Source organism: Bacteroides sp. AM16-24, assembly GCF_003471885.1.
In the GTDB taxonomy this organism is placed as follows: Bacteria; Bacteroidota; Bacteroidia; order Bacteroidales; family Bacteroidaceae; genus Bacteroides.
Map to the genome: position 1 here is coordinate 1 of NZ_QRKI01000007.1, position 14,841 is coordinate 14,841.

General features: G+C 44.5%; 15 protein-coding genes. 8 read left to right on the plus strand and 7 right to left on the minus strand.

The annotated features are described in order from the left end of the window. Positions 1-34: 34 nt before the first annotated feature. The 3 genes from DW182_RS09855 to DW182_RS09865 all read right to left on the minus strand — a co-directional run bounded on the left by DW182_RS09855 (position 35) and on the right by DW182_RS09865 (position 2,895). Positions 35-883, minus strand: a complete 849-nt coding sequence (locus tag DW182_RS09855) for a hypothetical protein (RefSeq protein WP_233564122.1) — start codon at positions 881-883, stop codon at positions 35-37. A gap of 2 nt (positions 884-885) precedes the next feature. Beyond that, entirely contained in the window at positions 886-1,266 is a 381-nt protein-coding gene (locus DW182_RS09860) for a hypothetical protein (RefSeq protein WP_118295390.1), read from the minus strand. A gap of 756 nt (positions 1,267-2,022) precedes the next feature. Continuing rightward, a complete protein-coding gene (locus DW182_RS09865) occupies positions 2,023-2,895 on the minus strand; it encodes an AraC family transcriptional regulator (RefSeq protein ID WP_199678572.1) in 873 nt (290 codons plus the stop codon). 329 nt (positions 2,896-3,224) lie between these two features. Between DW182_RS09865 and uxuA the strand changes: the two genes are divergently transcribed. The 8 genes from uxuA (at position 3,225) to DW182_RS09905 (ending at position 11,855) form a co-directional block, all read left to right on the plus strand. Then, complete coding sequence (gene uxuA / locus DW182_RS09870; protein ID WP_115502586.1) at positions 3,225-4,397, plus strand: mannonate dehydratase; 1,173 nt, start codon at positions 3,225-3,227, stop codon at positions 4,395-4,397. Between the two features lie 32 nt (positions 4,398-4,429). Continuing rightward, positions 4,430-5,245, plus strand: coding sequence for an SDR family oxidoreductase (locus tag DW182_RS09875; RefSeq protein ID WP_007215389.1), 816 nt, complete (start codon positions 4,430-4,432; stop codon positions 5,243-5,245). Between the two features lie 123 nt (positions 5,246-5,368). Beyond that, entirely contained in the window at positions 5,369-6,250 is an 882-nt protein-coding gene (locus DW182_RS09880; RefSeq protein ID WP_118295391.1) for a hypothetical protein, read from the plus strand. Positions 6,251-6,943: 693 nt separating this feature from the next. Then, positions 6,944-8,341 (plus strand): RtcB family protein, encoded by a 1,398-nt coding sequence (locus DW182_RS09885; RefSeq protein ID WP_118295392.1) that lies wholly within the window; start codon positions 6,944-6,946, stop codon positions 8,339-8,341. Positions 8,342-8,347: 6 nt separating this feature from the next. Beyond that, the gene (gene prfH / locus DW182_RS09890) at positions 8,348-8,965 is read left to right on the plus strand and encodes a peptide chain release factor H (RefSeq protein WP_118295393.1); all 618 of its coding nucleotides are present in this window, start codon (positions 8,348-8,350) and stop codon (positions 8,963-8,965) included. Between the two features lie 35 nt (positions 8,966-9,000). Further along, positions 9,001-9,702, plus strand: coding sequence for an RNA ligase family protein (locus DW182_RS09895; RefSeq protein WP_115502590.1), 702 nt, complete (start codon positions 9,001-9,003; stop codon positions 9,700-9,702). A 1-nt stretch (position 9,703) separates the two neighbouring features. Beyond that, positions 9,704-10,816 carry an AAA family ATPase gene (locus tag DW182_RS09900; RefSeq protein ID WP_118295394.1) on the plus strand — a complete coding sequence of 371 codons (1,113 nt, stop codon included), beginning with the start codon at positions 9,704-9,706 and terminating at the stop codon, positions 10,814-10,816. Positions 10,817-10,964: 148 nt separating this feature from the next. Further along, positions 10,965-11,855, plus strand: coding sequence for a YitT family protein (locus DW182_RS09905; protein WP_115502592.1), 891 nt, complete (start codon positions 10,965-10,967; stop codon positions 11,853-11,855). Here DW182_RS09905 and DW182_RS09910 read toward each other — a convergent pair whose 3' ends face one another. The 4 genes from DW182_RS09910 to truA are packed head-to-tail and all read right to left on the minus strand — an operon-like array spanning position 11,856 to position 14,737. Beyond that, a complete protein-coding gene (locus tag DW182_RS09910; protein WP_115502593.1) occupies positions 11,856-12,512 on the minus strand; it encodes a DUF3256 family protein in 657 nt (218 codons plus the stop codon). Between the two features lie 50 nt (positions 12,513-12,562). Further along, positions 12,563-13,033, minus strand: a complete 471-nt coding sequence (locus DW182_RS09915; RefSeq protein ID WP_115502594.1) for a GAF domain-containing protein — start codon at positions 13,031-13,033, stop codon at positions 12,563-12,565. Positions 13,034-13,050: 17 nt separating this feature from the next. Next, on the minus strand, positions 13,051-13,947 hold the full coding sequence (locus DW182_RS09920; RefSeq protein WP_115502595.1) for a DMT family transporter: 897 nt from the start codon (positions 13,945-13,947) through the stop codon (positions 13,051-13,053). Positions 13,948-13,975: 28 nt separating this feature from the next. Next, a complete protein-coding gene (gene truA / locus DW182_RS09925; RefSeq protein WP_115502596.1) occupies positions 13,976-14,737 on the minus strand; it encodes a tRNA pseudouridine(38-40) synthase TruA in 762 nt (253 codons plus the stop codon). Between the last annotated feature and the right edge of the window lie 104 nt (positions 14,738-14,841).

A 14,841-nucleotide genomic window follows, 5' to 3' on the forward strand; every position in this document is an offset into this window, starting at 1 on the left:
TTATTGCTTATTATCCGCACCCAAAAAGTTGCATTTATAAGTTGAACTCAAGATAATAATTCAAGCGTCTGCTTCTTATAATTAAGTAAAAGGAATGACCTTGTAAGAATTCGATGTTTAAGAGCCCAATATTGCCATCACCTATTATAAAATCTAACGTATACTCATCCTTTCCTATCTTGAATGTTACATTTCTACATAATTCAGCCGTCTCAATTGATAATTTATTTATGATATTAGCTGTTTCCTTTTGGATTTGCTCAGGTTCTCCTACATATAAACCACGTTGAAGCTTATTGTTTTTACATCCTGTATCAAAAGCAAATCGTGTTTTTTTTCCACTGACTTTACTATCTAAAATGATATAATCTATTGCCACATCAGGATAATCTTCATGGTTTTTCCATTTATAAATAATCCCTTTCGTTTTATTATTATAATCGTAAGGTTCAACAATATTCTTTTCCATATCAAATTTCCAAGCTCCTGATCTAAGGATATTAGCCCCAACGATAAATTTGGGTGCATATTTTTGATAAAGACCAGTAAGATCAGCAACCAAGCAATACACTTTATGATATGTCTTTCCACAAAAAAACATTGAATCTATAAAAGCACTTGAAATCTTATCTTTAGTTTGGTTAACAGGAATTGTTTGTAATTCATCTTCTTTTATTCCGCATGAATCAATAGCAAAAATAGAATCAATTACACATAACGAACAACCTGTATCAATAAGAGAGGGTATTGAGTGCTTTTTTGTCTCATTGAACACCTGTACATCCGTATACATAAACTTATCTTTAAAAATAAGCTTTGATTGTGCTTTAGCAGCAAAACTGACAGCAAGCATCATACATAAGGATAAAAAATATAACTTCATAATTATTTAAAAAATATATCTCGTAAAACATCTCCTATCCACGGTTCTCTCATTTTTTCTCGAAAAGAATCATCCTTAAATTTAAAGGCATCTTTATTGTATATTCTTTTAAGATTGTGATTCACACTGTCTCGGTAGTGTAAGATTAGCCGATAATACAATGCAGAGTCATTAATTTCATCTTGTTTTGCAATTATTGAATCTTTAGCTGCATGTGTAGTAGCAAGGGTATCTTGGATTGTACTTGTTACCAACGTATCTTTTACAAATTTTATATCTAACGTGTCTTTATCTGAATTAAGAGATCTATTTGTCTGTGCAAATAAAGCCCCGTTGCTAAGTGCAAGAATTAGTAAGATTGATATTTTAAGTACATCTTTCATACACCGTTTTTTGCAAAGATACAACATTCTAAAAATAGATGTTCCTTTTACCAGAAAAATAGAGGTATATCTGTAAGTTCCAAGTTTTGGGATTCCAATAGATGCATATCTAAGTCCAGCTGTCCTAACAAAGAGTAAATGTTATGTGTAATGGTAGGAGAAGAATGCAAGAAACTAAAAAACAAATATACAAACCGGAAATAATTAGCGAAACACTTGACATCGTCTTCTCAATATCGTATCTTTGTATCATCCTTTTATAGATAATCTTTATTCAACTTAATATTAAAGTACATTTCACGGTATATAGGAACGGAGAAGCAACAGCTTCCCCGTTTTTTTATTCCCTCAACACAACAGGCTCCGATAGCTCACGGTTCTATAAGCGTGGGCTTACACTTATAGAACCGTGAACCCACACTTATGCAACCGTAATGCCACACTCCGTTGTCTTCAATGCCACACTTCGACAGTTTAAACATGTGGCATTCAGTGGACTAAGATGTGGCATAGAGGAGAATAAAGTATGGCATTTGCCTTGCTAACCGCAGGCAAAAGATATCAGAAATTCACAGTCACAAGACATTCGAGTCATGACACTCATCTTGGCAGTATTCTCGTTAATAATACATAAATCTGCTATTGACAAAAGGCAACGATTATCAGCCGGAATCAGTAGATATTATTCTTAATTTGGAGCAAATCACAATAAAGAATGTTCCATTGCGAGCAGAATAATTTCAAAAACATTCCCTCTTATTTCATAATATTACTCCTATACTGCGTCGGCGTCAGATTAACCAACTGCTTAAACGTGCGATTGAAATGAGTGATCGAATCAAAGCCGCATTCCATAGCTATCTGCGAAATATCCATCTCTCCCAATGCTAACAATTTACAAGCATATCCCACACGCATTTCCATCACATACTGCAAAAGCGTCTTCCCTGTATTCTCCTTAAAGTAACGACAGAAGGCGCTGGAGTTCATGCTCGCCATTCCGGCAATTTCATTCAATTTGAGGTTATGGGTGTAGTTATTGTTTATGAAAGAAATGATTTTATCAATCCGCTTGTTCCCCAACGTAGGAAACTTTTCGTAATAATGCAGACTTGCCAACGTCTTTCTTTGCGAACTGACTGCCAGCTCCTGCAATAAATCCAACAACCCGCTTATCTGGTGAAAACCACTTAATGAAAGAAACCCGGAAAGCAACTCTCCTACCCGGGTGGCATCCTGTTTCGGAAAGATGATGCCTCTCCTCGATTCCTCCAACAGTATTTTTATCTGTAGAAACTGAGGGTAATAATCAAAAGAATACTGCATAAAGTTCTGCTCAAACTGAATGATAGTCCCTTGCACGCGTGAAGTGGCGTTCTCCGAACCATAAATATCATTACTCCGCATGTAATGAGGCAAATTAGTACCGAACAGAATCACATCACCCGCAGAGAACTTCTCAATGCAGTCGCCTACAAAGCATAGACCATGACTTTCCTTTACGTAAATTATTTCATACTGGCTGTGGAAATGCCACGGATAAGTGAAACGATCATAATCGTAATACCGCGCCTTGATCGGATTCGACTCCGATATAGGCAACTTTTCATTTATAATCGGTCGGCGCATATATTCTGCAAAGCTTAATTCACACACAAAGATAAGGAAAGACTATAGAAATGCTACCGCATACATGCAAAAATCCGCATATATTCTGCAAATATCCATTTATCACAGCATTATTTTTGCACGTATATTTGCAACTAAGTAATGTTTGAAAATAAAGTGGTATAAATGGGTGCTTTATTTTCTCCTATTGGGAAAAAGTTTTTTCCCAATAGGAGAAAAATAATTCAATAATAGACTAACCATAAATCGGGAGATAATTTATTATTCATGTACCAAGTTTTTTTTAAGCAATACTAAAAACCAAGTTAAACTATTAATATATAAATGTTATGGAAAAAACCTGGAGATGGTTTGGTAAGAAAGACAAGATCACGCTCGACATGCTGCGACAGATAGGCGTGGAAGGAATTGTAACTGCCTTGCACGATGTGCCCAATGGTGAAATATGGACCGAAGAGGCAATCAACGATCTGAAGACCTATATCGAGTCTTACGGCCTGCGCTGGTCTGTAGTAGAAAGCCTGCCTGTTTGTGAGGCGATCAAGTATGCCGGACCAGAACGTGAGCAGTTAATAGAAAACTATAAAGTCAGCCTGGCAAACCTGGGCAAGTGCGGTGTGAAAACAGTATGCTATAACTTTATGCCCGTTATCGACTGGATACGCACGGATTTGCAACATCCCTGGGCAGACGGCACTTCGTCACTCTACTTCGACCGTGTTCGCTTCGCTTACTTCGACCTTCGAATCCTCGGACGCGAAGGAGCCGAAAAGGACTACTCCGCCGAAGAACTGGCAAAGGTTGCAGAACTGGACAAGACCATCACCGAAGCAGAAAAGGATGATCTCATCGACACGATCATTGTAAAGACGCAAGGTTTCGTCAACGGAAATATCAAAGAAGGAGATAAGAATCCGGTGAACATCTTCAAAAAGCTGTTGGCCCTCTATAAAGGTATAGACCGTGATATGCTACGCGAAAACATGCGTTATTTTCTCGCCGCCGTCATGCCCGTCTGCGAAGAATATGGTGTGAATATGTGTGTGCATCCCGATGATCCTCCGTTCCAAGTGTTAGGTTTACCACGTATTGTCACCAACGAAGCAGACATCGCCTGGTTTCTGAATGCAGTGGATAACCCGCACAACGGACTGACCTTCTGTGCCGGTTCCCTCAGTGCAGGCGAGCATAACGATACCCGTGAACTGGCAAAGAAATTCGCCAAACGTACTCACTTTGTCCACCTGCGCAGCACGGCTGCCATGCCCGGAGGCAATTTTATAGAAAGCTCGCACCTGACCGGACGCGGACATCTGATTGACCTCATCCGCATCTTTGAAAAAGAAAATCCGGGACTTCCTATGCGCGTAGACCACGGACGGATGATGCTGGGTGACGAAGACAAGGGATATAACCCCGGATATTCATTCCACGGCCGTATGCTGGCATTGGCACAGGTAGAAGGAATGATGGCAGTGGTGCAGGACGAAATAAACAATTAAAAACTAATAATTAAAAATTAAATAAGGAAATTATGAACGAACAATTCAGTATTGCAGGTAAAGTAGCCGTTATCACCGGTGCGGGTGGTGTATTGGGTGGCAGCATTGCCAAATGTTTCATGGAGCAAGGCGCCAAAGTAGTAGCCGTTGACATCCGTCAGGAACAACTGGACAAACGTGTAGAAGAACTGAAAGCTTACGGTGAAGATGTGATCGGCATCGTAGGTAATGTATTGGATATCGCCAGCCTTGAAAAATTGGCTGATGACATCGTTGCCAAATGGGGACGTATCGACATCCTGCTCAACATTGCCGGTGGCAATATGCCGGGTGCTACGCTGGCTCCCGACCAGAACTTCTTCGACATGGACGTTACCTGCTGGGAGAAAGTGACTAACCTGAATATGAACGGAACCGTTTATCCTTCTATGGTATTCAGCAAAGTGATGGCTAAGCAAGGTAAAGGCTGTATCGTAAACGTATCTTCCATGGCTGCTTACAGCGCTATCACCCGCGTTCCGGGTTACTCGGCAGCTAAGACAGCCGTTGCCAACTTCACTCAATGGCTGGCAAGCGAACTCGCACTGAAGTACGGAGACGGTATCCGTGTGAATGCCATCGCTCCGGGTTTCTTCATCGGCGACCAAAACCGTGCCGTACTTATTAATCCTGACGGTTCGCTGACAGACCGCAGCAAGAAAGTTCTAGCCAAAACTCCGATGAAACGCTTTGGAGATATCAACGAACTGAACGGCGCCGTACAATTTTTATGTAGCGATGCGGCAAGTTTCGTGACGGGTGCATTGCTGCCGATAGATGGTGGATTTAGTGCATTCAGCGGAGTATAATTATCCTTGCTATTCAAAAAGCATTTTCAATTTTATTCTAAAAAGCTGCTTCCAAGAGGCAGCTTTTTTTATTGAGAATAAATATCTTTGTAGCAATTTCAATTTAACCTATACACTATTTCAATGAAAAACGAACCTTCTACCCATGTCCTGGGCTTGGCTCATCCTCCTATTCCCGTTGTACGCATCGGACTCATAGACTTAGGCAATCGCGGATCACTCACGTTGGAGCGTTATATGCTCATAGAGCACGTAGAGATCAAAGCTTTGTGTGAGATACGCCCCGGGAATCTGGCAAAAGGGCAAACCGTACTGGCAAAAGGCGGATATCCCGCTGCAACCGGTTATGCCGGAGAAAACGGCTTAGGTCCCGTATGCCAGATCCTGAATATCCACCGGAGCGACCGTTTGAATTACCTTGTATCCATATCCACTCACCAGGCGGGGATGACGGAATATGCCCGCCGCACTTTCGGCAAAGGATCTCGAAGCACAACAGGCTTACCTGTTGGGAGACATGAATACCCCCTCATCCATACCGTCAAGGGAAAGACCATCCAACTGCAATACTGCACCGTCCATCCGCGCCCTTACAGCCGTTCGCACACTATCTGCGGCACGCGAGGATTTGCACAGAAATACCCAGTAGCCGCGATCAATTTGGAAGATGCACGTAGTGGAGGGGGAATCGGTATAGCCGCCGGAGAGGCAGCCAACGTAACCACCGAAGAACTCTTGCAACGCTATCAACATCCTTTTACAGCTACCATCGGCAAAGAAGGCGCCCTCAAAGGTGCCCCGAACGAGATGAACTATATCATGGATTACCGCCTCATCTACTGCCTGCACCACGGACTTCCTCTGGATATGGACGTTTATGACGCCGCCGAATGGTCGTGCATCACCGAGCTTAGTGAGCAATCGGTACTGAATGGCAGTCGCCCGGTAGAAATACCCGACTTCACGCGGGGCGCATGGAAGACTTTTCCCAGCGTTTCAAGATAGAAAGAGAAAACTGATAACATACTAATAATCAAATCCTTGTATTTACAAACAATTTTCCTCATAATGTAAAAGCATTTACCGCAGGATGTAACGACCTTTACTTCATATTGTAACGACTTTTACCTCGGCATGTAACGACCTTTACCTCGGTATGTAAATAGAGTTACCGTGTGGAGTTAATAAAGTTACCCCAGCATGTTAACAAAGTTACCATTTGGAGTAATTTGATAGATTCACTTCAAAGTTTACCTATTCTTTAGAATATCTTTGACATATTCAGTCCGGACAATGCCATACAGCCCCCAAGGATTGATGCTGTAAGAAGATACTTGAACTGTTTATATCTGCAAAAAAACGTTCCTTTTCCTTGCATACTTTAAAAAGATGCATTACTTTTGCCGCCGTTAAACACAGTATTCACCCCTTTAAAACTGAAAGAAAGGGACTAATTTATGTTGGAACTATAATATCTCAGCCAGGACTAAGTTGACTCATCGGGATGATGGGGCTTTGCAATTTTCTTGATTAGTCCTACAATCACATTTATAATTTTATTATTATTCACTTCAATGCAGTGGACGGATAGTGTTGTACCTATCATCATCCCATGCATTGGATACAAAACGCATATTGCATAGCCCCGTCACGAGGCGGGCAGCCCATGCCGTATGCATACACATGAAAAAAGAAAATATGGGAATACGATTAAAAGATTTAAGTAAGCTGGGATATAGAGACAATGTAGCACGCAGTCTGGCAGTAGCCATCGTCGGCAAACATTGCAAGCACCAAAGCAAAGAACAGATTATCAAGACACTGAGTGACGTGCTGGAAAATCCCGATACTTATAAAGAGAATGAGACATGGGGCAAACTGGCCGAACACCTCTCCCCCACCCTCATCGAAAAGAAGTTCACAGCATACGACTTACTCGAAGAGCCGTTGCCTTATAAAACCTATGGCGGCAAGTTCATAGAAACCCTCGCCAAACAGCAGATGAATCTGGCCATGAGGCTCCCCGTCAGCGTAGCCGGTGCACTGATGCCCGATGCACATGCCGGATACGGTCTGCCCATCGGCGGTGTACTCGCCACGGACAATGCTGTCATCCCCTACGCCGTAGGGGTGGATATCGGTTGCCGGATGAGCCTGACAGTGTTCGATGCCAAAGCGGATTACCTGAAAAGATACTCGCATCAGATAAAAGAGGCGTTAAAAGACTATACCCACTTCGGCATGGAGGGCGGCCTGAGCTTTGCACAGGAACACGAAGTGACAGAACGGGAAGAATTCCGTTTAACACCTCTTCTGAGGGACTTACGCGGGAAGGCTATCCGCCAGTTGGGTAGTTCCGGCGGTGGGAATCATTTCGTGGAGTTCGGAGAACTTCTTCTGCAAGGAAAAAATGTGCTGGGACTGCCTGAAGGCAATTATATGGCATTGCTGTCACATTCCGGTTCGCGCGGACTGGGAGCAGCTATTGCCATGCATTACAGCCAGATAGCCCGTGAAGTCTGCAAACTGCCACGTGAAGCGCAGCATTTTGCCTGGCTCGACTTGAACTCGGAAGAAGGACAGGAATACTGGATGAGCATGAACTTGGCAGGCGACTATGCCCGTGCCTGTCACGAACAAATCCACCTGAACCTCTCGAAAGCTCTGGGACTGAAGCCAATAGCGAACGTGAACAATCATCACAACTTCGCCTGGAAAGAGGAGATTGCACCCGGACTCACCGCCATCGTGCATCGCAAAGGGGCCACTCCTGCACAAGCTGGGCAAGCGGGACTTATCCCCGGAAGTATGGCAACTCCCGGTTACCTGGTAGCAGGTCGGGGAGTGGAAGAGTCGTTATGTTCCGCTTCGCACGGTGCCGGACGGGCTATGTCACGCCAGAAGGCAAAGGAGAGTTTCACCCAGTCGGCCATGAAGAAATTTCTCTCGCAGGCCGGAGTCACACTGATTGGGGGCAGCATCGAAGAGATGCCATTAGCCTACAAAAACATCGACCGGGTGATGCAACCCCAAGAGACATTGGTAGAAGTACAGGGCAAATTCATGCCGCGCATCGTAAGGATGAATAAAGAGTAAGAGGCTATGGAGAAAGTATATATGCAAATCACCTCCGGACGCGGCCCTGCCGAATGTTGCCGCGTAGTGGCGCTAGTACTGGAAAAGATTCTGAAACAAGCCGCCGCCAAAGGAGTGAAAACAGAGGTTGTGGAACGCGAAACCGGACCTCTCAACCGTACCCTGCTCTCAGCCGTCATCTCCCTGCAAGGCGGAGATTATCATGCGCTGATTGAGGACTGGGAAGGTACCGTGCAGTGGATTGCCAAAAGTCCGTACCGCATCCATCATAAACGGAAGAACTGGTTTGTCGGTGTGCAGACCTTCACGCTCTCCGAAAGCCAGGAGGCTACGGAAGCGGACATCCGTTATGAGACCTTGCGGGCATCCGGACCGGGCGGTCAGCACGTGAACAAGACGGAGTCTGCCGTCCGTGCCGTCCATATCCCTACCGGAATGAGTGTAGCAGCTTCCGACCAACGCTCGCAATGGCAAAACAAGAAGTTGGCCACCGAACGCCTATTGCTGAAACTGGCATCATGGAGCATAGAGCAAGCCATGATTCAGGCACAGGCCAACTGGAGTAACCACAACTGCCTGCAACGCGGTAATCCAGTGAAGGTAATCCAGGAACCGCTGATTTAAAGTAAATGAATGATTTAAAAAGAAAGGAGCAACTTATGTTATCAGAAAAATATGGTCGCACATATCATTATCCGTTTTCTCCCGGAACAACCAGTGACGACCGCATCAACCATACGTATTGGGAAGACATCCAACAGATAGAAACCCTGATACACACCGAAAAGCTGGACGGAGAAAATAATTGCCTAAGCCGCTACGGTGTATTTGCCCGCTCGCATGCAGCGCCTACCACATCACCGTGGACCAGGGAACTGCGCGAGCGTTGGGAACTCATGAAAAACGACTTGGGAGACATCGAGATATTCGGTGAAAACCTGTATGCCATACATTCGATAGAGTATCGCAAACTGGAAACACACTTTTATGTGTTTGCCGTGCGCTGTATGGATCAGTGGCTGTCGTGGGAAGAAGTGAAATTCTATGCCGCTCTGTTCGAGTTGCCTACAGTGCCCGAATTACAAGTGGAAACAGTAGCAGGATTGACGCGGGAAACGTTACAACAACAGGTCGTCAATCTGGCACAAGAACCGGGTGTGTTCGGGACACGCGATCCGCAAACAGGCGCAGATTGTACCCGCGAAGGTGTAGTCACCCGTAATATAGGTGAATATCCTGTAAGTGAATTTGCCCGCAACGTATTCAAGTACGTACGCAAGGGGCATGTGAAGACCGATGAGCACTGGACACGCAACTGGAAGCGTGCCCGCCTCATCTGGGAAATAGGAAAGGAGGAATAAAATGAATTGGAAACTGACAGATAATAAAAATTGGGACTCACTGGAACAACAGTTCCGGTGGGTACAAGATATGAACTTCGTAATGCAGCACCATTTGCATCATGAAGAAGGTAGTGTGGCCGTGCATACCCGCATGGTACTGGAAACATTGCAGCAACAGCCGGAATATCGGGCTTTGCCCGCACAGGAACAAGAAATATTGTGGGCAGCCGCTTTACTGCATGATGTGGAGAAACGTTCTACTTCGGTAGATGAAGGAGGTGGCATTATCACTTCCAAGGGACATGCCAGACGTGGGGAATATACAGCACGCACAATTCTTTACAGGGATATTCCTACTCCGTTTCATATCCGGGAGAACATTGCTGCGCTGGTGCGTTATCATGGTTTGCCGGTTTGGATTATGGAGCGGGAGAATCCTGTGAAGAAGCTGTGTGAAGCATCTCTCAGAGTGGATACACGTTTACTGAAAATGCTTGCTGTGGCGGATATTCAGGGACGTATCTGCAAAGATAAGCCTGCATTGATGGAAGCTTCCGAGTTATTCGAGATGCTTTGCCGTGAACAGGATTGCTGGGGAAAGGCACGAAGCTTTGCAACGGGTCATGCCCGCTTTCAGTACTTTCAAGCGGAGGATGGGTATATAGATTACATTCCGCATGATAATTTCCGGTGTGAAGTTATCTTATTATCCGGTTTGCCGGGAATGGGGAAAGATCATTATATCCGTACATTGCCACAGGATATTCCTGTGATAAGCCTCGATGACATCCGGCGAAAGCATAAAGTTAGCCCTACGGATAAAGCTGCCAATGGCAGAGTGGTACAGGAAGCCAAGGAAACAGCTCGCAACTATCTGCGTAAACAGCAGGGCTTTGTGTGGAATGCAACCAATACCTCAAAGCAAATACGCTCGCAACTGATTGATTTATTTCTCACTTACGGGGCTAAAGTGAAGATTGTTTATATCGAAAAGCCGTATGCGGTATGGAGAAAACAAAATCGTGAACGGGAATTTATGGTTCCGGAAGCGGTACTGGATGCAATGCTCTACAGGCTGGAAACTCCACAATTGACGGAAGCACATGAGGTGATGTACCTCATCAGCAAATAAATTTTAAGTCCACCCCGCACGAACAATAATCTTTTGAACAAGTATTCAAAAAATTAGATTTATCTTTGCGCCAATTTACAGCCAAAACACATTTATCATGAGAAAGCTTGTTAAATTAGTTATAACCCATACTTACGCATAAAGTCAGATGAAAACAATCGTAAACGTCCCTACTAAGCAAAGCCTGATTCGGGAAACAAGAGATTATTTAATGATCGCCCTCGGATTAATTCTTTATGGTATAGGTTGGACAGTATTTCTGTTGCCCAATGACATCACCACCGGAGGAGTGCCGGGTATCGCTTCCATCGTCTATTTCGCCACAGGATTCCCTGTGCAGTATACTTATTTCAGTATCAACTTCATCCTGTTATTACTCTCTATCCGCATTCTGGGCTGGAAGTTCAGTATCAAAACGGTGTTTGCCGTATTCACCCTGACATTCTTCCTTTCCATCATTCAGAGACTGGCAAGCGGTGTAGTCTTACTGCACGATCAGCCTTTCATGGCGTGCGTCATCGGTGCATCCCTCTGCGGAGGCGGCATAGGCATCGCTTTTTCTTCCAACGGTAGCACAGGCGGAACGGATATCATTGCCGCCATCATCAACAAATACCGGGATATCACATTAGGCCGTGTAATGCTGATCTGTGACCTGATTATCATTTCTTCCAGTTACTTTGTTTTGAAAGATTGGGAAAAGGTGGTTTACGGTTATGTAACCCTGTACATTTGCAGTTTTGTCCTGGACCAGGTAGTGAACAGTGCCCGGCAATCCGTACAGTTCTTTATCATCAGTGAGAAATATGATGAAATAGCCCGGCACATCAATGTATATCCGCACCGGGGGGCTACCGTCATTAATGCTTCCGGATTTTATAGTGGCAAGGAACAAAAGATGTTGTTCGTACTTGCCAAGAAGCGCGAATCAACAATTATATTCCGATTGATAAAGGATATAGATCCAAACGCATTTGTATCACAAAGTGCGGTAATCGGAGTATACGGAGAAGGGTTCGACAGAATAAAGGTGAAATAACTACTTGTCACTTGTAGCTCGTAACTCGTAGCTATTCCCTTTCCAAATATACACTACAGGGCGGCGGAGATACGGTTTCAGTTTCTCTGTCGCTTTTTTATCCATATAGTCAGTAGTTGTAAAAGTAAAGGTAAGTGCATTGTCCTTTGCAGAAAGATCGGCTTTCATCAGCAACATATCTGCCTGTTCGCCGGCATCTCTCACTTCATAATCCATCACCGTATCGGGTAATGACAGGAAATCTTTCATTACAGGAGGCGTGAGGAAAGAAGAAGCGGGTAATTCTTCCCAACCGGTGGTATAGAAATGGACATCACTATCACAAGCAGGGGCACAAGCTGTAGATACGGTACAGATTACTTTCGTGCTGTCGCTCGTAGCTAGCAGTTTCATTTGCCAGGAGCTTTGCGGTGTCATCTGGATACGGATATAGTCGGGAGCAAGCTCCGTCATTTCCGATTTGCCGCCAAAACGGTTGGTTACTTCCGCTTTCATCTTACTTTCAAGGAAGTCGATACAGTCGGCACGGTTCACGGCAGTAAGCAGTGGACTGAGGCTATCGGGCATATTTTTGAAAAAGGTTTTAGCTTCCTGGGCTTGCAGAGAACACGTCCAGACACAAGCCAAACACAAAAACATTGTCAATTTCTTCATCATATTATTTTTCTGTTATTCCTATTTTGTATTTTATTACTTCAACACAATCTTCAGAGCCAGGAACATATCTCTCCAAGAAAACGTGCATCTGTTCCGTCAAAGGTATTCAGGCTTTCACTATCTATATCGAGCACGCCCCACACCTCGCCATTCTCACGAATCAACGGAACAACAATCTCCGAGCGCGACAACGAACTGCAAGCTATATGTCCGGGAAATGCATCGACATCGGGCACTATCAACATTTCCGCCTTAGTCCATGCCGTGCCGCAAACACCCCGTCCTTTCCGGATACGTGTGCAGGCTATCGGTCCCTGAAAAGGGCCCAACACCAACTCTTCCCCCTTCACCAAATAGAAGCCTACCCAAAAGAATTCGAACGTTTCTTTCAGCGCAGCCGAAACATTTGCCAGATTGGCTATAAGGTCATTTTCACCTTCAATCAGGCTCTTTATCTGGGGAAGCAAAGTCTGATACTTTTCAGCCTTGCTGCCGTTGCTGATACATAAATCTTCTGCCATATATTTTGTCTTGAGATTTATTTACTTCCCAAATATAAGAAGAACATTCCAATCAATACCAAAATGAGATCGACAGCCTTACTTTTTAAATTCTTTTCACGGAAGAAGAGAGCTCCGAAAAGGAAGGAGACAACCACACTGCCACGGCGAACCATGGAGACTATGGAAATCATGGAGTCTTCATAACTCAGAGCATAAAAGTAGGCAAAGTCGGCGGCACTGAGGAAGATGGATATCAGGATGATGGTCCAGTCCCAACGGAAAGGGGTACTTTCTTTTCGCTTGGGATACCACAGCAAAAGGATGATGGGACACATTATAAATACCTGATAAACATTATACCACGATTGCACCGCCATAGGGTTGAATTGCTTCATCAGATACTTGTCATAAAGTCCACTGATAGCTCCGGTGATGGCAGCCAGCACGATGAAGTAAATCCATTTGTTATGCTTAAAGTCAATGCCTTCCTTCTTGCCGGAACGGCTCAACATAAAGAAAGAAAGTATGGCAAGCATAACTCCGATCCATTGATACAGGTTCAGACGTTCACCGAATATCAGCATGGCACCCACCAGCACCATTACAGGGCGGGTAGCATTAATCGGACCGACAATTGTCAACGGCAAATGCTTCATGCCAAAGTAACCGAATATCCAGGAAGACAGAACTATGAACGACTTGACAATGATAAACTTATGTACCTCCCAACCTACAACAGGTACTTCAAACATAGTTCCGTTCAAAGCAGGAGTAAAAGCGGAAATCAGTATGAAAGGAAGAAATATCAGGCTGGAGAATACCGTATTCAGAAACAGAACGGGAAGCACAGCATTATCGCGCAATGATTTCTTCTTAAATGCATCATAAAAACCCAGCAAGGCAGCTGAGAGAAAGGCGAGTAATAACCACATGGTTCTTAGTTAATTAAATGTTAGTTATTCAGTTATTATCTGCGATGAATAATTCCTCGGGATATGTGACATCTACCAGAAACAGAGCATTGCCCGGAACGGAAGTGCCAGCCTTGCAACGGTCTTTCTGATCGATAACACGCCGGAAGCCAGCAACGGTGAGCTTACCACGGCCTACTTCGAGCAAAGTGCCGACAACTGCACGAACCATATTGCGCAGGAAACGGTCCGCCTGAATGGTGAACACCCAGGTTACATCATCTACCTGCGTCCAGGCAGCATGCATGATGCGGCAATTGTTTGTTTTTACATCCGTATGCAGCTTGCTGAAACTGGTGAAGTCTGTATAATTAAACAAACTACGGGCCGCTTCGTTCATTCGTTCAAAATCTGGTGTCTGGAAAAGACGACAACGGTATTGACGATTGAAGGGAGACTTTGCCGTAGTCACGTAGTATTTATACATGCGTGCCGTTGCATCAAAGCGGGCATGCGCATCGGGCTTCACTGCACGGAGGCGGTAAACAGAAATATCGGGCGGCAAAAGGCGGTTTAGTTTGTCGGTAAAGAAAGCCGTATCAAGCGGTTCGTCACTATCAAAGTGGGCAACCATCAGAGAAGCATGCACCCCGGCATCGGTACGTCCGGCACCAATAACCTCTACTTCACGGCGCATCAGTATGGCAAGTGCACGCATCAGACACTCTTGTACACTGTCTCCATTGGGTTGTATCTGCCAGCCGTGGTAGGCGGTTCCGTCATAAGCTAAATAAATAAAATACCGTTGCATACTCTTTTGCTTTCATTTTCCGGGCGCAAAGGTACAAAAATAAGGCTATAAGGAAGAACTCTCTTTTCTTTTTCCTACTTTTGTGCCCATATAAAAACATTTTC